We start from the raw sequence: 20,386 nt of genomic DNA, 5'->3' as shown, positions 1-20,386 counted from the left end.
GAATGCAAGTCCTTCATCATCAGCTTAGAGAGCACTGGGTGCGCAATGCCAGCCCGATCGGGAGTGACTGCCGAGCCTGGTCTAAAAGTCTTGCTGTAGAAAGGTGACGGTGGCGCGAGTCCACAATCAAAGGTGGTTTTTTCTTTTTAGGCGAACGTGGCTACTTAGCGAAAAAGCTCGCGCCACACAACTTTAAAAATAGTAGGTTCGTCGCTTATTTCTCAAATTTACCCAGCGATGAACCACGAAAGTGCAAGGGTTTTTAGCCTTGCTTATGCTATAACTTGCACTTGCTAGGTCAAAACAAAAACAAGATTAAAACTTTTATCTGGCCAGCCTTCTGCTTTTATTCACCAAGCCCTACACAGACCAATAAGGACACAACATTGTTGTGTCCCTACGTCATATTCGACTGCAATTTGCCACCCTACCACGCATTTAAAAAATTAACCAAATCGATAGCCGAACCCGCGTACAGTAATGATATATTCCGGTTTGCCCGGATCGATTTCCAACTTTTCGCGCAGCCAGCGGATGTGCACGTCAACGGTTTTACTGTCTCCGATAAAATCTTGACCCCAAATTTTTTCCAGCAAATGATCGCGAGACCAAACTCGCCGCGGATTAGTCATAAATAGTTCTAGTAAGCGAAACTGTTTTGGAGAAAATTTCACTTCCACACCGCGAACCAACACCCGGCATTCTTCAGGATACAGAGTTATGCTCTTATATTGCAGGCTCACGGGTTGCGGCAACTGACCGAGGCGCTGGCGCCGCATCAGCGCCCGACACCGAGCGATAAACTCCCGCATTCCAAAAGGCTTGGTCAGATAATCATCCGATCCGGCTTCTAAGTAAAAAGCGCAATTGTTGGCACTTCCTCTAGCACCGATAATCAAAATAGGGACGGGATTTCCTTGATGCCGCAACATTCGACACAGATCCAAACCGTTAATTGAATCCATAATTAACAGGTTAAAGGCAAATTCACCGTGGTATGAAGAAGAAGCCTGTACAGAAGGCAGAGCGTTGCGCCCGTCGCTAGTAACCACCACCTCGTAGCCCTGTTCTTTAAGGGCGAAAGCTAGCATTTCCCGCAACAGGTCTTCACCTTCCAATAACAAGATTCGGCCGGCTTGTCCAACAGCCAACCTCGAAGGACTTTCGCTTAATTCAGCAGAAGACATAAATATCCGTGGGAGTTATGTTTGTATGTAGCTAGCGAGAGGGGCCTTGTTCGGTAGCTGAGGCACTCTCGCGCTGCGATCGCTTGTACGATCGCGATATGTTCGATCGCTTAGAATCCTTCTCCAGTCCATCCCACAGACACGCGCTCGACTTTTGCTACTTGCTCGTGCAAGGAATACAACCGTAGAGCAGTTGCCGGAGCCGCGCTGTCTGCCTGCGTCCTGGCCTCAGAAGTCTGGTCATTTTTAGGGGTCGGTGTTAATTTCATAAAACATTGCCCGCTGTTAATCGACCAGGTAACACCCAATCTATAGGGAGATGCTTGTTATACTACTCTTAAAAGGTTATTAAAAGGTAAAGTTTGGGTAATCAATTGGTTAAATTATTAAGGTTAAGTAATATAAATGTAAAGTTGCGCTCGCACTGTAAAGGTTTTTTTAAGAATACAATAATAAGTTGACCCAGAGTCCTTTTTTTCCCGTGCCCGCTACGATCGACTATAGCAAGTAAAAATTCTGTAGACTCCCTATCATGTTGCTGCATTTGAGTACCTGGCCCGAGGTAGAAGCTTATCTCGATAGCTCCCGAGGCATAATTATCCCGATCGGCTCCACCGAACAGCACGGGCCCACCGGCTTGATCGGCACTGACGCCATTGCAGCGAGTGCGATCGCCCGCGGTGTCGGCGAAGCTGCCAATGCCTTAATCGGCCCGACAATTAATGTAGGGATGGCCTTGCACCACACCAGCTTTCCCGGCACAATCACCCTCCGACCGCAGACGCTAATACTCGTAATCAGGGATTATATTACATCTTTGGCAAAAGCGGGATTTGTAAAATATTTTTTCATTAACGGTCACGGCGGCAACATTGCCACGATGAAAGCAGCATTTTCCGAGACTTACGCGCATTTGTCAGACTTGAATTTACCGAATGCCGATCGAATCCAGTGTCAAATCGGCAACTGGTTCATGTGCGGTTCAGTCTACAAACTAGCAAAAGAATTGTACGGAAACCAAGAAGGCTCCCACGCCACCCCCAGCGAAATCGCCTTAACCCAGTACCTTTATCCAGAAGCAATCAAGCAAGCTCCGCTTTCGGAAGAAGTCGCTTCCGGGCACAAAATTTACGGTGCTGCTGATTTCCGCCGCCGATTTCCCGACGGTAGAATGGGTTCAAATCCGGGCTTAGCAACCCCCGAACACGGTCAGCAGTTTTACGAATTAGCAGTCAAAGAATTAACTGATAATTATTTGGAGTTTGTAAGTTCCGATTAACGTTTTTTCTTCTCGTTACCAGGAATATCCTGGTAACCATAAAAAATCTCAAGCTCTATCGCTTTTCCTAATTGTTGATAATTTGTCGTGTTGATAGAACTGAGAATAATTTTAAGTTTTGACCATAAATTCTCAACGGGCGAGAAATCTGGCGAAGAGGGCGATAAGTATTATATCTCCCGATTAATCAATCGGGAGAATATCAAAACTACTCCACAATCCAAGGAGTTAAACAAGGTGTCCAAGCACTCAATTCTTCTTCCTTGAACCAGAGACTAATTTCATCACGGGCAGTTTCCACAGCATCAGAACCGTGAATAATATTGCGGCCGACATTCACAGCCAAATCGCCGCGAATTGTCCCCGGTTCTGAATTCAGAGGATTTGTTGCGCCAATCATTTTCCTCGCCGAGGCCACAACGCCGTTGCCTTCCCACACCATCGCCACCATCGGCCCGGAAGTAATGAAGTCTACCAGTCCCGCAAAAAAGGGTCTTTCTTTGTGTACGCCATAATGCTGTTCGGCAAGTTCGCGACTCGCCGTGATTAGCTTCATGCCAACTAGCTTAAAGCCTTTGGCTTCAAAACGACCGATAATTTCGCCGACGAGTCCGCGCTGTACGCCGTCGGGCTTAATCGCTAAAAAAGTCCGTTCCAAGATTAACTCCTATAATTTTCTTAACTGATCCAAAAGATAGATTAACCCAGAACGCATCCAAAGGCAATTCGTCATGGAAAATTGTCATCTATACTCATTGCCACACAAGTAACTGTAGGTAAGAGTGCCCTGCTTCTCAACCCCGATTTAGTGGTGGAACACAATATGATGCAAATCACACTTTGTCCTGACTACAAACACAAATAAACATGATATCAAATACAAAGATATTTCCTACAATACCTCGATAATCAAGCCAGGTGTGGAACCCCAGTTTAAACAACTTAGTGAGAGTGCGAGGCTATGAAAGAAGTTCTAGAATTTATTCAAACAAAAAAGCAAGAATTTGCAGACTTACCCTTATTTGCATTTCTAGGCGATCGAAATATTTACCTGCAGCAAAGACTAATTTTTGCACCTATTCTCGCTCCTTTGGCTGTGAGCTTGAGCGATTTAAATAAATATGTAATCCGAGAATCTTATAGTGATAACAAAGTTCAGGAACTAATTAATAAATATACTTATAACCAAAACTATTACTGGCACGATTATCTAGAATACCTACAGGAACTGGGCTTTAACCAATCAATAACTTATGGTGATTCTAGACTGCTTTGGGGTGAAGAAACTAAAAAAACGCGATCGCTGTGTTCAGTGCTCGAACGCTACGCTTGGAAAGCCTCTCCCATTCAGAAACTGGTGTTAATGGAAGTCCTCGAAGGAACGGCTAAAGTTTTTTTTGAGGCGGCGCTAGCAGTGGTAATGGAATTACAGCAAATTACCAAAAAAGAATATGTTTATTTTGGAGGAGGTGATGTGGGTTTAGAAAATTATCACCTTTTAAACACGCCAGAGATGTTGCAAGTTTTAGCAGAGATAAACCTTACTAATGCGGAACGCCAAGCAGCTTTAGAATTAGCAAAAAATGTATTTGAAGTGTTTACAGAAGCGATGAACGAGCTGTTCCGACACAGCCAAACAAATTCTTGCAATACTGTGCTGCAAGTATCCTCAATTTCTGCATTCGCTCATTGCGCGATCGACTGTCTCGATATGTAGCAGTTTAAACAATCACTAAATTATCTCGGTGTACCGCCGTTTCTACACCCGCATAGCCTAAAATCTCAGCAATTTTATCGGACTTGCAGCCCTGGATTTGTCTCAATTCTAAACTGCTATAATTCACAAGTCCTCTAGCAATTTGCTTGCCTGTTGCGTCGCACAACTGCACGGAATCATCAGCTTGAAATTGTCCTTCTACTTGAGCAATACCCGCAGCTAAAAGCGATTTTCCGCCGTGGGAAATTGCCTTGACAGCACCCGCATCTAAATATAGTTTTCCTGCCGGAACTAGCACGTTAGCTATCCAGTGCTTGCGAGCGTTTACAGGGCGCGGTTGAGGCTCGAATTGAGTACCGATCGACTCTCCGTTGAGTATTTTCTCGATATTACCAGGAAAGCAGCCGTCAGTGATGACGGTGCGCACTCCCGATGCAGTTGCTATTCTCGCGGCTTCAATTTTTGTCACCATTCCGCCGGTTCCCCAACCGCTGCGGGAATCTCCTGTTTGCACCTGAAATTCTGTGAGCTGTGCCATACTTTGGACTAGGGCGATCGGCTGCGCGTCGGGATTGCTGCGCGGATCGGCGGAATACAGTCGATCGACATCTGTGAGCACGAACAACCAATCTGCTTCTACCAAACTCGCCACCAGCGCCGAAAGCGTGTCGTTATCGCCAAATTTGAGCTCGTCTACGGCTACTGTATCGTTTTCATTGACGATCGGAATCACGCCCAATCTGAGCAGTTGCTGAAAAGTATTGTAAGCATTAACATAACCGTTACGCTGCACTAAATCGCGCCTGGTGAGCAATACTTGAGCGATCGGCTGTTGCAGAGTAGTAAACAAGTCATCGTACACCCGCATCAGCCGCCCTTGGCCCACGGCCGCCACAGCCTGTTTCAGAGCAATGTTTCGCGGGCGTTCCGTCAAACCCAAGCGCGCGCAGCCAACCCCAACCGCACCCGAAGAAACCAAAACTACTCGATGACCTTGCTGCCGCAAACCGGCTAAAATTTCGACCAATGCAGCAATAGTTGAAAGAGCTAAGTTTCCCGTAGTCGATCGAGTCAGCGTCGAAGTTCCTATTTTAACAACAATAGTTTTAGTCATTGGTTTGTTGACTGTTGACTGTTGACTGTTGACTGTTGACTGTTGTTTGTTGTCATTAGTTACCAATGCCCTATGCCCTATGCCCAATGCCCTATGCCCTATGCCCAATTTAATCTTTAATTTTCAGAGTAGCCCCCAAAGCTTGAGAAACCCAAACTTCAAAAGAGCGCACCGGATACTTGCGAAGCGCATAGCCAGCATCAACCATTGGTTCCACTAAAATAGTGAACATACCCAAACGATTGCCAGCTAAAACATCAGTAAAAAGTCGATCGCCCACCATCGCCACCTGTTCCACCGGCAAATTCATCGCACTAATAGCCCTTCGCAACTTGCGGCGCGACGGCTTAGCAGCACCAGTGATGTAAGGTAGATTCAAAGACTCAGCAATCCGACCGATCCGAATCTGGTTTACATTATTGCTCGCCAACCACAGCGATACCACCGGTTTTATTTCTTCCACCCACAAGGTGAGTTCAGGAGAAGCATTCATTGCTGTAATGGGAACGAGAGTTTCGTCCACATCCAAAACTAATCCTTTAATATTATATTTTTGCAGAATCTCAGCCGTTAACTTCATGACTGAATCGCCTAGAACTAAGTCCGGCTGTAGTATTTTACCCCAAGTCATAATGATTTTAGATTTTAGGTTTTAGATTGAGAAATAAGAAATTGGAAGTTAAAGATTAAGAAAGTAAAAAATCAAAAGTGAATAATTATTGCTTTTGCTGTCTTACTTTTGACTTTTTACTTTTGTATTAGTCATTACCTATCTATTGGGTCGATCGCAACTGCTGGTCAACTTTAGCAATCGCAGCATCGTGTTCCGCCTGCGTGCGGCTAAAAATGTGAGTGCCGTCGTACCGCGCCATAAAATACAGGTATTCTGTATTTTCTGGATTCAGAGTCGCCTCCAAACTTGCTATTCCCGGAGATGCGATCGGAGTTGGCGGCAGCCCTACATTCACATAAGTATTGTAGGGAGAAGGCGTTTCCACCTGCTTAAAAGTCAGAGGTTTTTCCTTAGTTTGCCTGATGCCGAGGGCGTATTCAACAGTCGGATCTGACCCCAACTTCATGCCTTTATTCAAGCGGCTGGTAAACACTCCAGCAATGCGATTGCGCTCGGAAGCAACTACAGCCTCTTTTTCCACAATGCTCGCCAGCGTCACCCACTCTTTCAAATCCAGCTTAGTATTCTTCTGATTCTTTTGATATATCGGCAAAGCCAACTGCTCGAAACGACCGAGCATTTGCTTGATGACAGCTTCCGGGCTAATTGCATCGCCGTCTAGCTGATAAGTATCCGGGTACAAAAAACCTTCCAAATGAGGTAAGCCGCTCGGCAGCCAAGGGTACTGAGCGTAGGGAACTTGACTCGCCACCGCAATAAAATCTTTAGCGGGGAAAAAACCTTGCGCTTCAAAATAAGCGCTCATTTGTTGCAGCGACCACCCTTCTGGAATCGTGAAACTCTGCTGTACAACTTCGCCCTTCCAAATTTTATCAGCCACTGCACTCAGAGGCTGAGTCGGCGACAGTTGGTAAGTTCCTGCTTGAAAACCTCCCTCGCGGTTTTGCAGAGTCAGCCAGCGGGCCCACATATTCCATGCCGAGCTCGATCGAATCAACCCTGCGGCCTCTAAATCCCGGCCGATTTTTTGACTGGGAGTACCCTCCGGGATTTGGATAGAAACAGCAGCATCCTCTGCCGGGGAAGTTGACGTTTCAGCTATTTTAGGCGGCGCCGAAGCCCAGCTCCACCAAGCCCAGCCCTGCCAAGCGCAAATCCCCCAGATTGCCGGCAGCAACGCCAGATAAAACAACCATTTAGAGACTTGCGGAGTACCTTTTCGGCCCTCGCGCGCGCTGCCTGTTGTCATTTGTTCTTTATTCATAGTCCGTTGTCCTGGATAAGTGGCGATTAACTAGCGACTAATGACTGATGACCTGCGATTGATGACCGAAAAGTTACGGATACAAGCCATTTAAAAGACTCAATTCACGCGGCCCAATTCAAAAGCCCGAGCGTAAAGGCTGAAGGCACAATCTCGAAAAAATTCGATCGAGCGAGCAGTTTACTTTTTTATAAAATAGTAAAAAATTCTGCTTTTTGCCGTCAGACCTTCTGCCTGCAATTAATATCTAATCAAGCTCGTCAAAAAACTGGTCTTCCAGCATAGGCAACATCGGTTCCAGCCTTTGGAACTCTTCTTCCGAGAGCAATTCTGGCTTGCCGTCGTCATTCATTCTAGCCAAGATAAAGAACGGGTCGAGAGGCGTATAAATGGCGTATTCCTGTTCTTCGTGGTAGAAGCTGGTCAGCCACATCAGCTCCTCGAACTCGGACTCCTCATCCGGATCGACATCGGATGCCATATCCTCTTCGGGAAATTCCGGCAATTCGCCAACCACAGTCAGCGTCACCGCCGTGCGTCGAAGGGTCAAGTTCTGCTCTTGCAGGACAACTTTAGCTGTATCAAAAATTTTGTCAATTTCGGTCTCGTCTTCTACAGGAATTGCTGCTTCGTCGGTATCGTCTCCCTGCCAAGTAAAAATTTCTACGGGTGAGTCAATCGGAAGCAGCAAAGCGTATTCTTGACCTTCTAGGTTCATAGAATATTCTATGTTGCAAGTCAGCGATCGCCCAACTTCATCCGTCAGGGTGACGGACTCTTCGTTGGAATTGCCATTCTCTTTTTTGCGGTATGGGGATGAGGACATCGCGTGTATCTTATTTTCCGTCAATAATTCAGTAACGTTTGCTTGACAATTGGGAATTTTCGTGGCGATATTCTGGCTAAGTGGGCGACTATCGCCAGTCCACAAGCTTAAACCGCGAGACTCGCGGCTTTTTCCACAGGCGAGGAGTGCAGCGTTTAAATCTCAGTCGAGTCAGCAAGCGACACTGAGGACAAATCACGATTTTGTGCTTCTTTAGTACCGAGGGTACAGCAGAATTTTCTCCAGTTTGTCAAGGGTTACAGGTGTGCTTCGCAAACTTGCACAACCAGGATATCACGCCTCTGTTACAAGCTATCAAGGATTGGGAATGGCGCAGATATTTTGCCTCCGTTCGTCTAGCCACTGCTGCAAAATCAGGGCCGCTGCTTTGCGATCGATCGAACCCTTGTTTTGCGACAGCGAAATCCCTTGTGCTTTCATCAATTCCTCTGCCTCAACCGAAGTCAGGCGCTCGTCCACGTATTCTAGGGGGAGTTCTAAGGCTGCGGCGATGCGAGTAGCATATTTCTGCACCTGTCGGGCTTGAGCACCCAATTCTCCGCTCAGGGAGTAGGGCAAGCCTGCAACCAAAATTTGCACTCTCCGCTCTCGGACGAGCTCTCTGAGATAAGCTACGTCTCGATCGAAGGACGATCGTACTAGAGTAGTAATCCCCGTAGCTATTAAACCGGTGCCGTCACACCCGGCGATGCCGACTCGTTTGAGACCGATATCCAATCCCAGAGCTGAAATCCATAATTTATCGTTGGACATTCAATTTTAGATTTTAGATTTTAGATTTTAGATTTTAGATTTACTGTTTTTTGCGGAAATAATCTTCTTTAACGAACCGCGAAGACGCGAAAAACGCTAAGCAAGAAGAGAATAAAGCAAGAAGAATATAGGTAATCTTAAGTTGATATCAATCAAAAGCAGAAGGGATATTTTGGGATTATGACAGAAAAAAAGGAATTTCTTGGATGATTAATTTTCTTTTTTTCTGCCTTCTACCTTCTACCTTCTGCTTTCACTTATTAAGAATTGAGTTCTCCGGGCCAGCCTCCGTCTAGAGGCAATTCAGGCAATTTTAGAGGCAAAATGCTGCTATCTGTTGCTGCTGATTCGGAATTCTGGAAGTTCAAGGGGTTAACTTGATTTGTTTGGCTGTTTCCTGAGTCAGCCAACAGGGGTTTAATCTCACAGGACGGGGGCCCTGCTGTCGCTTCCCCAGCCATCGGGCCGAGCCAGGACATCCGGCCCGGTACGGGTTTGCGAGTTGGCTGGAAGCTTTGCAACATTTCTGATAGCTGGAGTCCTTCGAGAGAGACCAACTTGGACTCGCGCAATTTGTGCCACACCGATCTAGACATCAGCAAACTGTGTTCCACGCGCACTGCTCCAAATTGCTCTAAATAAGCTTCCCGTTCCGGCTGATAGTCAGCGGAAGCCAGTTGCAGGCTTTGAACCGGGAAATCTTGAACGAGGCGCGCCATCTGGGACAGTAGTTCCGGGTACAGCCAAGTGTAGGCCGGGTGTACCGTCAACTGGGCGACGTGCGGTTGGTGGCCGTTGCGGGATAGCTGCACCTGAAAATAGCCGATCGCGGCTTTGCGCTGGGGTTCAAACACGTAGCCGCTGACTACCTCGGTTTTGCCCAGCCACTGTCTGGCACCTTCGACTAAAGCGCCGAAAAAACTGGTTTTGAAATCTTGAATGTGGCGATCGAATACTTGGCGCACCAGCGGCGGCATAGAGGCGGTATCCAGTTGGTAGAGCAACTGAGCGTCGGCGTTGCTAACAGGCAGCAGGTTGGGCAAATCTGGCGTCGAGTTTGCCATTTCTTGAAGGCGTTCTGGGGCGATCGTCCAGTATGTCATCTGGGCCAAAGGCTGAAACCCGTTCTGCCGATACAAAGCCAAGGAAGTTTTGTCGCCGACATTCACCTCCAACAGCCACGTCCGCGCCTCCCAGACTGCCTCAAAGCAGTAGCGCAGCAGCATGGAACCAATTCCTTTGCTGCGGGCTTCCGGGTCTACTCCTATGCGATCGATCCGCCAAGTGCTGCGGGTGCGGTTGAAAGGAGAAATCTGAATTATGCCCTTAACGCTCCCCTCTTCTTCGGCAACGTGGGCCCGGAACAGAGACTGACAAGGGTTGGGAAACCAGCTAAAAATCTTTAGCAGTCCGTACCAGCGGCGAATCTGCTGCAACTTTCTACCTAGTACCAGGTCGCAGCTTCCGCCCTTGCGGTTTTCTGGCTCTTCGGCTGTTTCCGCGCACAGTTGTTCCATCACCTCGATGTCGCGATACTGAAACGGGCGAATCACAACCTGGTTTTGGTTTTGGGAGGGAAATGAAGTCATAGCAGGAAAGTGGGGAATGGAAATTTAAAAATAAAAATTCAGAAAGGGGAAGAGTTAGAGAAGTTTTGAGTTTTGAAAGCGTATATTTTGAGTTCAAAACTTAGAACTTTTGATTCTTCTCCCTTTCTCGATCGATCGAAAATTAAAAATTTCAAATCATCTTTTTGAATTTTTAATTTTCTGTTTTCAACTCAAGATTTTTGTGGCAGAGGTCGAATTAAAACGACCGGTGTGCGCTCGTCAGCATTCCCAGCGGGGTTGCTGCGCAAGGCTTGCTCTAAAAATGTTACCGATAAATCGGAGGTCGCTGCTAATATCTTAACTGCTTTCAAGTCATTAGCGTCTACGATCGCCGCCGCAAGTCCGGTTTCTCGTTGAATTTCTTCTACAACTTGCTGGGGATTGTCCGGGCCGAGGACAATAAATTGGTCGAAGGGCGGCAAAGTCCCGGTAACGTCGTCGATCAGCCTGGCTTGTTCGCCTGCTAGTTGGTAAAAGACTCCCGGTTTGCCAAATATTTTGGCCACAGCGCCGATCGCAAATGCCGCGACTACCCGCCAAGGCCCAACTACATCCACCAACGTCTGCATTCCGCAAGCCGTGGCCAAACTCGACGTGGGCAAGAAAAACAAGCACACTCGCTTTGCCGCCCATCCGGGTTTGACTTCGCTGGGATGGCGGTAGCGTCCCTGCATCAAAGCTAGGGGAGTTTCTGCCAGGGCGACAATATCGCCTTTCTGGGCGCGCGGCAGCACGTACCGCTTGACAATTTCTACGGGATTGTCCAGTTCCGCCAGTATGTGAGTGCGAATCGGCAAGACTTCTGCAACTCCGACATTTCTGGCTGTGGGTACGGTGTCCGAGTTCGGAAATTGCAGCGGGACTACTACGTTACGGACTTTGGGGATGCGCCCGCCGGGGCCGTAGGTGACGAAGTGTACTTGCACCCAAGCTGACTGCAATTTGGTTAAATCTTGCCCTTGAATGTCTACAGAAACTTTAATTTTCGTGTTTTTTTGGGCTTTAACAATATAGCCGAACCAGTAATCGTCTGCTCTGGCTGCTGCCTCTTTGTGGCACGGAATCACCTTTGTCTGGGAAGTAACGCCATCCAAACTTCCGTCTGACAGCAGTTTCACCTGTGCCCGCACTTCCGGCAACATAATCTCAAAGCGCTGTGTCAGGTTGCGGAACTCCATTTCCCCGACTAAAAGATAGCGGTTGGGTTCGGAGATGGCTAAGTGCCATTCTCCGGCTGTTAGTTCTAGTTTATTTGCACTCCCAGTCCGGCGATAGTTCAACTCTAGGCCCAATCCGCCCAATGCTAGCAGCGAACCGGCTGCTGCGATTCCTGTTGCTAAAGTCTCAATCACTCAAATCACCGCCAATAATATTTTGTGTTTACTGTAGTCGATCTCGGGTACTTTGAGCGACGATCCGGTAGTAATTGGATTGCGATCGGTTTGTTGGGGGCGATCGAGCTTAAGTTTATGCTGCGTCAGGGCGATCGATCGAAAGTCTGCGGTAAAATATCCGACGAATACACGTACAGTATTTGAGGTTTATGGCACTTGCTAAAAAAGGCACGAGGCTAATCAATGTTAATGATGTTGAATACCGCTGGGTTGTCCACCCGAACGATGAACCTGGTATGGCAATTGTTGTAGAGTGTGCGGACAATCCAGGACAGAGAATGATTACCTGGGTCGAGTACGGTAACATCATTTCACCTTGGTTGGTAAGGAGAGCTATCTTACACGCCCTCGATCGAGGTTGGTATCCACAACAAAAAGGGGCAGAGATAGTTTTTCGGCTCGAAGGCATCGTCTCAAGGGAAGGTAATTGGACTGGAGTACCATCTGAACATAAAGCAGCTTGGCAAGAGGTGTTTCAGGCATCTCAAGAGTCGTCGCTCCATCTATCAGCACCGTGTCCTGTTTGTAGAGTTACTGCTTTGTGTCGCTGGTATTACATAGGAGGAAAACCCATTAAGACAGAAATTCAAGGGGTAACATTCGTTCTAAATGGTGATTTATGGGAATGGTGTAGTAACTGTCATATCTTTCAACACTATTGTTGTTTAGTTCCACGTTGGTGGTCATGTGACTTAGATGTTGATACAGAGAAACTTACCGCTTTACCTAAAGCGATTGAAAAAGCCATGAAAGCGAGAGATATAAGCTTCTATTCCAACTCTAGTAAAATTGCTAGTTTTTGACCCATAATGGGAGGTAATTGAGCGATGGATAAATTAGATAGTTCTAACTAAGCCAACCTAAAAAAATATAAAACCACATACCCGACTTTTTTAAGAAGTCTGGTATCTAACAGATTCCGTATTTTATATTGCCAACCTTGTTCTCAATTCATCCGCCGATAACTGAGGCAATTGTTCTACAAACAGTGTCAATTGTTCCACCGGCATTGCTAGTAAATTGGTAAGGGCGGTAGGCAGAATATCCCCCAATTCATTTTGGCGAATTCTCAAAACATTTTCTGCTAATAATCTGACCGCTTGTTGTTTTCCTGCTTCATCGACGGTTAGCATGGATATTGCCAGCAACAGCACTGTAAATTCCGCAGCGGGTAACTTTGATATTGGAGATAAGAAAGCAGTCATTTTTGAGTTAATTTCTCCCAATCTAACTTGCAGAAAATTTTCTAAAATTAAGCGCTGTTGTGCTTGTCTGCCTTGTTCTAGTCCTCGTTCAATTCCTTGTTCAATTCCTTGTTCAATTCCTCGTTCAATTCCTTGTTGTTGTGCGGCTTCTAACTGTTCTCTAAAAAGTGATGGGATCGCCATAATTAACTCCCGCTCTTCTGGCTGTAACTCTTGTTGGGTATCGGTTACTAAGTTTGACTGTAACTGATACAACAATTCTAGCGCGATAATCCGTAACGGATCGTCGGTTGCTAAAGAGCTCAACTCGCCGATCGCCCTTTGCTGCACTTTCCCTTTCCCCAAAATCCTCAACCACATGGTTTCGGGAGTTTCGGGCAATTGGTGAATCACCACAATTGCCGATTTCAAATGCCTAGGCAAAAAATAAATGCCCTCCATCCAATGCTCAGGCTTGGGTATCGCGCCAAAACCCTCCAGCATTGCTTTCGATGCTGTAGGTGTCAAAATCCACAGTGTCGGCAACTTAGCATCATCATAGCGAGTATTTTCTCTTCTGGCTTGCCGCTCCAATTCACCTCGCAAATCCCATAACTTACTCATACAGCTAATGACTTCGCCGACAGTTACTGGATTGCGAAACGGTTCAAAAATTGCCGTCGTCTCAGCCATTTTTCCCAACAATCCTAAAGTTGCTGAGTATTCAGGAATTACAGTCATTGGAATGAAATAAACATCGATTTCTCGGACTTCGGCAGTAACATCATGCCCGATAAGTAGGTAGACAGAATTAATTATACAAAAAACTGATAAAATATAATGAAATAAAACAAGTTGTGTATCAACAGAGATTTGACATGATATTTTTTCGAGAAATTAATCCTCTTTCATTAAAATTGCTGAAGCGAGTTCATCGCCAAAGCCGACATCATCAGGTGCGTCACGCGTGCTCATTTCCTAATTTTAGCATCAGGAGGGGCAAAAATCGAACAGTTAATTAAAACTTTTCAAGTAACTCGCAAAACAATTTATAACTGGTTTGAACGATGGGAATCTGAAGGAATATTAGGACTATACAACAAACCTGGAAGAGGCCGTCAAGCCACATTTGATTCTGCACAAGAATACCAAATTAGAGAATGGACTAAACAAGAACCCAAACAATTAAAACACGTAGTACAGAAGATCAAAGAAACATGGGGAATCAAAATCAGTACCAAAACAATCAAAAGAATTCTCAAAAAGTTTAATATGAGTTGGCATCGAATGCGTCTAGAGGTTGGAGGAGAGCCAGACCCCTCAGAATATCAAGAGAAAAAGACTCAACTCGACGAATTTAAACAATTAGAAGAGCGAGGGGAACTGGATTTGTATTACTTACGAATGAAAAATAAATAAGTTGATGAGTTATCGGTTATAATAAAAAAAGTGTGAGATGACAATTTTTACTCCTACAGAGATCGACTCACAACGGATTTTTCTACTTAACTATTATAATTTACTTTAAAATCCATGTCTTATTCTATTTCAATTGAGTCAGAAATGAAAAAATTTTATAAATCCTTATCAGAAAAGGATAAAAGAAGGTATGCAGCTATAGAAGCTCAAAAATTAGGATGGGGTGGAATTAGCTATGTAATGCAACTTTTGGGATGCAGTCGAAATACCATCATCAAGGGAATAGAAGATTTAGAAAAAATGGACTCAGAGACACTAAATAATTCCAGGATTAGAAAGAAAGGAGGGGGAAGAAAAAGTATTCTGTCTACTCAAATTGGCATTGACGCAGCATTTTTAGAGGTTTTAAAAAACCACACTGCCGGAAACCCAATGAATGAGTTAATCAAATGGACTAATTTGACGCATAAAGAAATAGCTTCTGGACTACGAGCAGCAGGTTTTACCATTAGTCTCCCCTTAGTTGCAAAATTATTAAAAAAGCATGGGTATGTGAAACGAAAAGCTCAAAAAAAACAAACAATAGGAATTAATAAAAATCGGGATGCTCAATTTAAAAACATTGCTAGACTTCATGCAGAGTATAGAAAAGCAAGCAATCCTATTATTAGTATTGATACCAAAAAAAAAGAAGTTATAGGAAATTTGTATCGTCCGGGAACTCTCTATACAAAGGAGCCTGTCACTACTTTCGATCATGATTTTTGGAGTTTAGGTCACGGTAAAGTCATTCCACATGGGATTTATGATTGTCAACAAAACCGAGGATATATAACATTAGGAAATAGTAAAGATACCAGTGAATTCGCCTGTGACTCTTTAAAAAATTGGTGGAATAATTATGGTAAAGCTACCTACCCTAACGCTAATTCTATCTTGGCAAAATGTGATGGGTGAGGTAGTAATAATGCCAATCATTATATTTTCAAAGAAGATTTGCAAAAATTAGTTAATGAAATAGGAATTGAGATCAGAATTGCTCATTACCCTCCTTATACATCTAAATATAATCCCATAGAACATCGACTTTTTCCTCATATTACCAGGGCTTGTCAAGGAGTAATTTTTACAAGTTTAGAATTAGTCAAAGCTCTCGTCGAAAAAACTCAAACTAAAACGGGACTCTCTGTAGCTGTAAATATCCTTAATAAAGTTTATCAAACTGGTCGAAAGGTGGCTGATAATTTCAAAAATACTATGCAAATTGTTTTTGACGAATATTTGCCCAAATGGAATTATCGAGCCGTACCCCAACCTGAGTAATTCATTAAGTTATTTATTTTTCATTCCTTAGATGAAACTGGTTTTTGTCTCATCCCTTGCGTTCCCTATGGATGGCAAGAGCGGGGAAAATACTTGAAAATAAAAAGTCGTCGTAGTCGTCGAATCAATGTGTTGGGTATCATGAATAGAAAAAATAATCTTGAAACTTATGTTTCACTTCAAAGTATTAATTCTGATGTGATTGTTGCTTGTATTGACGCTTTCTTTCCTATAGTCAATAAGCCCACGGTGATTGTTGTAGATCGAGCATCAATTCATACCAGTGGTTACATTCTTGATAAAATAGAAGAATGGAAAGAACGTGGGATTACCATATTTGAACTACCTACCTATTCACCCGAGTTAAATTTGATAGAAATTTTGTGGCGGTTTATTAAGTATGAATGGATTGATATAGATGCTTACTCTAGTTGGGAAATTTTTACTGCATCTGTGGAAAAAATCCTCAGAGAATTTGGTGATAAATATGTAATTAATTTTGTCTAACTACTTATTCACCGTCCCGATGGGAGACAGCAGTTCTGTTAACAAGTCTTTGGCAAAGCGATCGTGAATAAATCGCGTCATAAAAATTGCTTGTCATATTTTATGATTAAATTTTCTCATGTTATCGTCAGATATTTAAGATATTTTATCTAACAACCAGCAGACAAACATAAAACATAAAACACTCAGATACCCGACTGTTTAAAGAAGTCGGGTATCTAACAGATATCGCATTTTACGTTCAATTAAAATGCAGCCCGCCATCAATACCCAATTTGCAAAGTCACAAAAGCTTCTACCTGCTGTTCCCCTCCCACCACAGGCGTTGTAGCATCAGCAGCAGCAGGGCGAGCATTAGCCAATTGCCGGTACATAGGAGGCGGCGCGATCGATCTACAACTGACCAATTCTTGTTTTTCCAAGCCAGTACAGTAAATAATGTGGGTAATCCCAAAGTCATGCCAGTAGTCACGGTGGAATATAAAGCAAGCCAATGATTGTGGCAGGTACACCATACAATAGTTTCCATACACCAATTCGCCAAGCTACTAAAGGTAGACCAATCAAGAAAACCAAATTCAGAATGCCGAAAGGTTGATAACTAAAAAAAACCGGTTTCTTCAAGAAACCGGGTTTTTCATACTCAAACTGCGTGTTTTCGATACCAATCAATCGTATTTTTCAAACCTTCCTTAAACTTCACCTCAGCAACAAAACCAAACTTTTGCTTAGCCCTTTCCGTATCCAAACAGCGGCGTGGCTGACCGTTTGGTCTGTCTGTTTCCCAAACAATTTCTCCCTCAAATCCCATCAATTCGCAAATCGTTTCCACTAAATCGCGAATTTTAACTTCGCTATTCGTTCCCAAATTTACAGGGTCAGATTCACTGTAAGATTGAGCCGCCATCACAATTCCCCGCGCGGCATCTGTGGAATACAAAAACTCGCGGCTAGGGCTGCCATCGCCCCAAACTGGGAGTGTTTTGTCTCCCCTTTGTTGCGCTTCGTGGACTTTACGAATTAATGCGGGGATGACGTGGGAACTTTTCGGGTCAAAGTTATCTTCCGGGCCGTACAGATTTACTGGTAGCAAGTAGATACCGTTGAATCCGTACTGCTGGCGGTAGGATTGCAGTTGCACTAATAAGGCTTTTTTGGCAATTCCGTAAGGTGCGTTAGTTACCTCTGGATAGCCGTTCCACAGGTCATCTTCTTTGAAAGGAACTGGGGTAAAGTTGGGATAAGCGCAAATCGTGCCGACGCAGACAAATTTTTCGACTCCTGCTTCGTAGGCGGCGTGGATTAGTTGCGCGCCCATCATCAAATTGTCGTAAAATAATTCAGCGGGCTTGAGTTGGTTTAAACCGATGCCGCCGACGTGGGCGGCGAGGTGAATGATGAGATCTTGTTGGTCGGCGGCGCGCTTGCAGTTTTCCATAACGCGGAGGTCGCAGTCGCGCGATCGAGTCACCGAAATTTTATCAGCATCGGCCCCTGCTTTCACTAACTGGTCGATTACCTGACGGCCCAAAAAACCGGCGCCGCCCGTGACTAGAATGCGTTTGCTGCTTAAATCCAAGCTTGTCATAATTTTAGCCTCGGGATTTTGAATAAGGGTCGATCGACAATTCCAATTCTAAAATTGTTGCTTTAGCAAAAAAAGCTTTCAGCTACAGAACGCGGTTGCCCACAAATCAGTTTTAGCTGCTGCAGATAGGGAAAATGTGAGCCGTGCACACCCGAAAGTTAGATTTATGAGCCGCGAGTCCTCAACTATCATTTTAATGTTTTTGTTAGCCCGCACATCTGAAAATTTTGCGAGCAATTAAGCTGGTTCTTTGAATGCCGATCGCGCTAATGAGTAGATGCTGGAAAAAAACCATAGTATATTGTGGGGGCGAGTACGGCTTAAGATCGCGAGATACAAGCGAGTAGAGCAGTGAGTTCACCCGTCCTCCCATGTAGTGTTTATTTGTCGCCACCTACTTAGCTGTAACAATCCTCTAATCCTTTATGGATTGTGTGCAGGGGCAACCCCCCCGGTGCGCGCCTTTCGCGAAAGGGGGTAGACACGGGGCACTACCCCTACAAATTGTTCGCACTGACGGCTTTGTTTAGCTACTCAATCAAATCCGTTGCCCGAACCCCGACCTTGCTGGTCTAAAGCTTTCATGTCAGCATCTACCATTAAATGTACTAACTCCTGAAAAGTTACAGAAGGTTCCCAATTTAATTGCTGGCGCGCCTTAGTCGAATCGCCAATCAACAGTTCGACTTCTGCCGGACGCAAGTAGCGTTCGTCAAACTCCACATATTTTTGCCAATCTAAATTGACGTAAGTAAAAGCCAAATCGAGAAATTCCTTAATGGAATGGGTCTCGTTAGTAGCAATGACATAATCGTCAGGCTTGTCTTTTTGCAGCATCAGCCACATCGCCTGCACGTAGTCTTTAGCATAACCCCAGTCCCGCTTGGAATCGAGATTGCCCAAGAAAATCTTTTTCTGCTTGCCTGCGACTATTCTGGCAACGGCGCGAGTAATTTTTCGAGTTACAAAAGTTTCGCCGCGGCGGGGAGATTCGTGATTGAACAAGATGCCGTTGCAGGCAAAAAGTCCGTAAGATTCGCGATAATTTACTGTTTGCCAGTGACCGTAAACTTTGGCGCAGGCGTAAGGACTTCTGGGATAAAAAGGAGTTGTTTCCTTCTGCGGAACTTCCTGCACCAAACCGAACATTTCCGAAGAACCTGCTTGATAGAACCGCACTTCTATGCCGGTGCGGCGCTGATAGTCCCGAATTGCTTCTAGCAGGCGCAATACTCCCATTCCTACTGTGTCAACCGTATATTCCGGCGAGTCAAAACTGACTCGAACGTGAGATTGAGCGCCTAAGTTATAAATTTCTACCGGCTGAACTTCTTCCAATATCCGGCGCAGAGTAGTACCGTCGGTTAAGTCGCCGTAGTGCAGAAACAACCGCGCTCCCTCGCTGTGAGGATCTACATAGATGTGGTCAATTCTATCGGTATTGAAACTGGAACTGCGCCGGATAATGCCGTGAACTTCATATCCTTTCTCTAACAGTAACTCGCTCAAGTAGGAGCCGTCTTGGCCTGTAATACCTGTTATTAGCGCTCGCTTGCGTTGCGTCATCTGATTTTCCTTTGACAGGCTGTGTTAATTCACTTCGGACTTTGTGGGCAGAGGCTGTTGTTGCCTGTAGATCCTCTTCTCAAACTCTACGTTAACTCACAATTCTTCGATCGGCATCAAGGAACTGTTTAGTTTTGACAAAGAGTTTGTCGCTTGCTGTCAGTAGTCAGCATCAGTGGCTAGTAACAAATAAAACTAACTACTGATTGCTGACTGCCGACAAAAATTAATATGCGCCGTTATTTTTGGGAAATATCACAACTCCTATTGTTTTGAAAACAATCCACATATCCATCCAAAGGTTTTTGTCATTTGCATAATAGAGGTCGATTTGGACTCGGCGGGGATAGGGAATGTCGTTGCGACCGGACACTTGCCACAAGCCTGTAATTCCAGGTCTTATGGTGAGAATTTTGTTGATGTGACGGCCGTATCTCGGCAGTTCTTCTTCAACTAAAGGTCTCGGCCCGACGACGCTCATATCTCCTTTTAAAACATTCCAAAACTGGGGAAATTCGTCTAAACTTGTCATTCGTAAAAATCTTCCAATCCAGGTAATTCGAGGGTCTTGTTTCAGCTTGAAATTGTCCTCAAACTCTTGACGCAAATGCGGAGAATTTTCCATGATTTCCAGCAATATGTCGTCCGCATTTTCCACCATCGTTCTGAATTTAAGGCAATAAAACCTTTTACGGTTTTTGCCTACTCGTTCCTGTACGTAAAAAATAGGCCCGGACGAGCTTAAGGCGATTAAGAAAGCCAAAAGCAGGTAAACCGGAGCAAACAGGATCAGAACCGATAAGGAAAACAGGATGTCAAATAACCGCTTGAAAAGTTCTCCGTCGAGGCTCTGTAGAGAACGACTTATTCGTCTATCTCCTTGCAGGACAGGCCCAAAACCGCGTCTTGCGATCGCTCGAATTACCTTGCCGGAGATTAGTTGGCTGTCGGCAGTCATCTTACTCCTTCACTTCACACCACACACAGTCCTGATCATAAA

General features: G+C 44.9%; 21 protein-coding genes and 1 pseudogene. 7 read left to right on the top strand and 15 right to left on the bottom strand.

The genetic code is table 11. The features are described 5' to 3' along the window. Window positions 1–446: 446 nt before the first annotated feature. Together E5S67_RS16090 and E5S67_RS16085 are read right to left on the bottom strand one after the other, a co-directional pair. Entirely contained in the window at window positions 447–1,187 is a 741-nt protein-coding gene (locus E5S67_RS16090) for a winged helix-turn-helix domain-containing protein (RefSeq protein WP_172188911.1), read from the bottom strand. A gap of 110 nt (window positions 1,188–1,297) precedes the next feature. Next, window positions 1,298–1,456 (bottom strand): hypothetical protein, encoded by a 159-nt coding sequence (locus E5S67_RS16085; protein ID WP_172188909.1) that lies wholly within the window; start codon window positions 1,454–1,456, stop codon window positions 1,298–1,300. Between the two features lie 263 nt (window positions 1,457–1,719). Between E5S67_RS16085 and E5S67_RS16080 the strand changes: the two genes are divergently transcribed. Continuing rightward, window positions 1,720–2,466: a creatininase family protein gene (locus tag E5S67_RS16080; RefSeq protein WP_172188907.1), complete on the top strand. Its 747-nt coding sequence runs from the start codon at window positions 1,720–1,722 to the stop codon at window positions 2,464–2,466. 208 nt (window positions 2,467–2,674) lie between these two features. On the opposite strand, the gene ndk is transcribed toward E5S67_RS16080, so the two are convergent. Next, the gene (gene ndk / locus E5S67_RS16075; protein WP_172188905.1) at window positions 2,675–3,124 is read right to left on the bottom strand and encodes a nucleoside-diphosphate kinase; all 450 of its coding nucleotides are present in this window, start codon (window positions 3,122–3,124) and stop codon (window positions 2,675–2,677) included. A gap of 303 nt (window positions 3,125–3,427) precedes the next feature. On the opposite strand from ndk, the gene E5S67_RS16070 reads away from it, so the two are divergent. After that, a complete protein-coding gene (locus E5S67_RS16070) occupies window positions 3,428–4,183 on the top strand; it encodes a hypothetical protein (protein ID WP_172188903.1) in 756 nt (251 codons plus the stop codon). Window positions 4,184–4,187: 4 nt separating this feature from the next. Here the strand turns inward: E5S67_RS16070 and proB are convergent, their stop codons facing one another. From proB to E5S67_RS16035, 7 genes are all read right to left on the bottom strand, one after another. Next, window positions 4,188–5,297 carry a glutamate 5-kinase gene (gene proB, locus E5S67_RS16065; protein ID WP_172188901.1) on the bottom strand — a complete coding sequence of 370 codons (1,110 nt, stop codon included), beginning with the start codon at window positions 5,295–5,297 and terminating at the stop codon, window positions 4,188–4,190. 109 nt (window positions 5,298–5,406) lie between these two features. Further along, a complete protein-coding gene (locus tag E5S67_RS16060) occupies window positions 5,407–5,928 on the bottom strand; it encodes a YqeG family HAD IIIA-type phosphatase (RefSeq protein ID WP_172188899.1) in 522 nt (173 codons plus the stop codon). A 142-nt stretch (window positions 5,929–6,070) separates the two neighbouring features. Continuing rightward, entirely contained in the window at window positions 6,071–7,195 is a 1,125-nt protein-coding gene (gene mltG / locus E5S67_RS16055; RefSeq protein ID WP_172188897.1) for an endolytic transglycosylase MltG, read from the bottom strand. A 247-nt stretch (window positions 7,196–7,442) separates the two neighbouring features. Next, window positions 7,443–8,021 carry a DUF3727 domain-containing protein gene (locus E5S67_RS16050; RefSeq protein ID WP_172188895.1) on the bottom strand — a complete coding sequence of 193 codons (579 nt, stop codon included), beginning with the start codon at window positions 8,019–8,021 and terminating at the stop codon, window positions 7,443–7,445. 315 nt (window positions 8,022–8,336) lie between these two features. After that, window positions 8,337–8,795, bottom strand: a complete 459-nt coding sequence (ruvX, locus tag E5S67_RS16045) for a Holliday junction resolvase RuvX (protein ID WP_172188893.1) — start codon at window positions 8,793–8,795, stop codon at window positions 8,337–8,339. Between the two features lie 260 nt (window positions 8,796–9,055). After that, window positions 9,056–10,384, bottom strand: a complete 1,329-nt coding sequence (locus E5S67_RS16040; protein WP_172188890.1) for a GNAT family N-acetyltransferase — start codon at window positions 10,382–10,384, stop codon at window positions 9,056–9,058. A 191-nt stretch (window positions 10,385–10,575) separates the two neighbouring features. After that, window positions 10,576–11,757 carry a F420-0:Gamma-glutamyl ligase gene (locus tag E5S67_RS16035; RefSeq protein ID WP_172188888.1) on the bottom strand — a complete coding sequence of 394 codons (1,182 nt, stop codon included), beginning with the start codon at window positions 11,755–11,757 and terminating at the stop codon, window positions 10,576–10,578. A 24-nt stretch (window positions 11,758–11,781) separates the two neighbouring features. On the opposite strand from E5S67_RS16035, the gene E5S67_RS16030 reads away from it, so the two are divergent. Both E5S67_RS16030 and E5S67_RS16025 read left to right on the top strand, forming a co-directional pair. After that, window positions 11,782–11,943: a hypothetical protein gene (locus E5S67_RS16030; RefSeq protein WP_172188886.1), complete on the top strand. Its 162-nt coding sequence runs from the start codon at window positions 11,782–11,784 to the stop codon at window positions 11,941–11,943. A gap of 92 nt (window positions 11,944–12,035) precedes the next feature. After that, window positions 12,036–12,602, top strand: coding sequence for a hypothetical protein (locus tag E5S67_RS16025; RefSeq protein ID WP_172188884.1), 567 nt, complete (start codon window positions 12,036–12,038; stop codon window positions 12,600–12,602). Between the two features lie 123 nt (window positions 12,603–12,725). Here the strand turns inward: E5S67_RS16025 and E5S67_RS16020 are convergent, their stop codons facing one another. Further along, a complete protein-coding gene (locus E5S67_RS16020) occupies window positions 12,726–13,724 on the bottom strand; it encodes an RpnC/YadD family protein (RefSeq protein WP_246276809.1) in 999 nt (332 codons plus the stop codon). 192 nt (window positions 13,725–13,916) lie between these two features. Here E5S67_RS16020 and E5S67_RS34765 point away from each other — a divergent pair, with 192 nt between their 5' ends. The 3 genes and pseudogenes from E5S67_RS34765 (at window position 13,917) to E5S67_RS16005 (ending at window position 16,232) form a co-directional block, all read left to right on the top strand. After that, window positions 13,917–14,402, top strand: coding sequence for a helix-turn-helix domain-containing protein (locus E5S67_RS34765; RefSeq protein ID WP_172188931.1), 486 nt, complete (start codon window positions 13,917–13,919; stop codon window positions 14,400–14,402). Between the two features lie 114 nt (window positions 14,403–14,516). Then, window positions 14,517–15,725 (top strand): annotated as a pseudogene (locus tag E5S67_RS16010) (ISAzo13 family transposase). A gap of 3 nt (window positions 15,726–15,728) precedes the next feature. After that, complete coding sequence (locus E5S67_RS16005; protein ID WP_339382883.1) at window positions 15,729–16,232, top strand: IS630 family transposase; 504 nt, start codon at window positions 15,729–15,731, stop codon at window positions 16,230–16,232. A gap of 263 nt (window positions 16,233–16,495) precedes the next feature. Here E5S67_RS16005 and E5S67_RS16000 read toward each other — a convergent pair whose 3' ends face one another. The 4 genes from E5S67_RS16000 to E5S67_RS15985 all read right to left on the bottom strand — a co-directional run bounded on the left by E5S67_RS16000 (window position 16,496) and on the right by E5S67_RS15985 (window position 20,344). Further along, window positions 16,496–16,747, bottom strand: a complete 252-nt coding sequence (locus tag E5S67_RS16000; RefSeq protein WP_172188857.1) for a hypothetical protein — start codon at window positions 16,745–16,747, stop codon at window positions 16,496–16,498. Window positions 16,748–16,875: 128 nt separating this feature from the next. Beyond that, complete coding sequence (locus E5S67_RS15995; RefSeq protein ID WP_172188882.1) at window positions 16,876–17,820, bottom strand: GDP-L-fucose synthase family protein; 945 nt, start codon at window positions 17,818–17,820, stop codon at window positions 16,876–16,878. A 534-nt stretch (window positions 17,821–18,354) separates the two neighbouring features. Further along, window positions 18,355–19,386: a GDP-mannose 4,6-dehydratase gene (gmd, locus tag E5S67_RS15990; RefSeq protein ID WP_172188880.1), complete on the bottom strand. Its 1,032-nt coding sequence runs from the start codon at window positions 19,384–19,386 to the stop codon at window positions 18,355–18,357. Between the two features lie 226 nt (window positions 19,387–19,612). Beyond that, window positions 19,613–20,344, bottom strand: coding sequence for an undecaprenyl-phosphate galactose phosphotransferase family protein (locus E5S67_RS15985; protein WP_172188878.1), 732 nt, complete (start codon window positions 20,342–20,344; stop codon window positions 19,613–19,615). Window positions 20,345–20,386 lie beyond the last annotated feature (42 nt).

The organism is Microcoleus asticus IPMA8 (assembly GCF_013179805.1).
GTDB classification, from domain to species: Bacteria; Cyanobacteriota; Cyanobacteriia; order Cyanobacteriales; family Microcoleaceae; genus Microcoleus; species Microcoleus asticus.
The sequence above is the reverse complement of the archived record's forward strand: the minus strand, read 5'-3'. Positions and strand labels throughout refer to the sequence as shown.

Bases quoted from the DNA above. Each gene is read 5' to 3' on its own strand.
- E5S67_RS16090 (WP_172188911.1), bottom strand. From the start codon at position 1,187: ATGTCTTCTGCTGAATTAAGCGAAAGTCCTTCGAGGTTGGCTGTTGGA.
- E5S67_RS16080 (WP_172188907.1), top strand. From the start codon at position 1,720: ATGTTGCTGCATTTGAGTACCTGGCCCGAGGTAGAAGCTTATCTCGAT.
- E5S67_RS16040 (WP_172188890.1), bottom strand. From the start codon at position 10,384: ATGACTTCATTTCCCTCCCAAAACCAAAACCAGGTTGTGATTCGCCCG.
- mltG (WP_172188897.1), bottom strand. From the start codon at position 7,195: ATGAATAAAGAACAAATGACAACAGGCAGCGCGCGCGAGGGCCGAAAA.
- E5S67_RS16050 (WP_172188895.1), bottom strand. From the start codon at position 8,021: ATGTCCTCATCCCCATACCGCAAAAAAGAGAATGGCAATTCCAACGAA.
- gmd (WP_172188880.1), bottom strand. From the start codon at position 19,386: ATGACGCAACGCAAGCGAGCGCTAATAACAGGTATTACAGGCCAAGAC.
- E5S67_RS16025 (WP_172188884.1), top strand. From the start codon at position 12,036: ATGGCAATTGTTGTAGAGTGTGCGGACAATCCAGGACAGAGAATGATT.
- E5S67_RS16085 (WP_172188909.1), bottom strand. From the start codon at position 1,456: ATGAAATTAACACCGACCCCTAAAAATGACCAGACTTCTGAGGCCAGG.
- E5S67_RS16000 (WP_172188857.1), bottom strand. From the start codon at position 16,747: ATGGTGTACCTGCCACAATCATTGGCTTGCTTTATATTCCACCGTGAC.
- ruvX (WP_172188893.1), bottom strand. From the start codon at position 8,795: ATGTCCAACGATAAATTATGGATTTCAGCTCTGGGATTGGATATCGGT.
- E5S67_RS15995 (WP_172188882.1), bottom strand. From the start codon at position 17,820: ATGACAAGCTTGGATTTAAGCAGCAAACGCATTCTAGTCACGGGCGGC.
- E5S67_RS16020 (WP_246276809.1), bottom strand. From the start codon at position 13,724: ATGACTGTAATTCCTGAATACTCAGCAACTTTAGGATTGTTGGGAAAA.
- proB (WP_172188901.1), bottom strand. From the start codon at position 5,297: ATGACTAAAACTATTGTTGTTAAAATAGGAACTTCGACGCTGACTCGA.
- E5S67_RS15985 (WP_172188878.1), bottom strand. From the start codon at position 20,344: ATGACTGCCGACAGCCAACTAATCTCCGGCAAGGTAATTCGAGCGATC.
- E5S67_RS16070 (WP_172188903.1), top strand. From the start codon at position 3,428: ATGAAAGAAGTTCTAGAATTTATTCAAACAAAAAAGCAAGAATTTGCA.
- E5S67_RS16060 (WP_172188899.1), bottom strand. From the start codon at position 5,928: ATGACTTGGGGTAAAATACTACAGCCGGACTTAGTTCTAGGCGATTCA.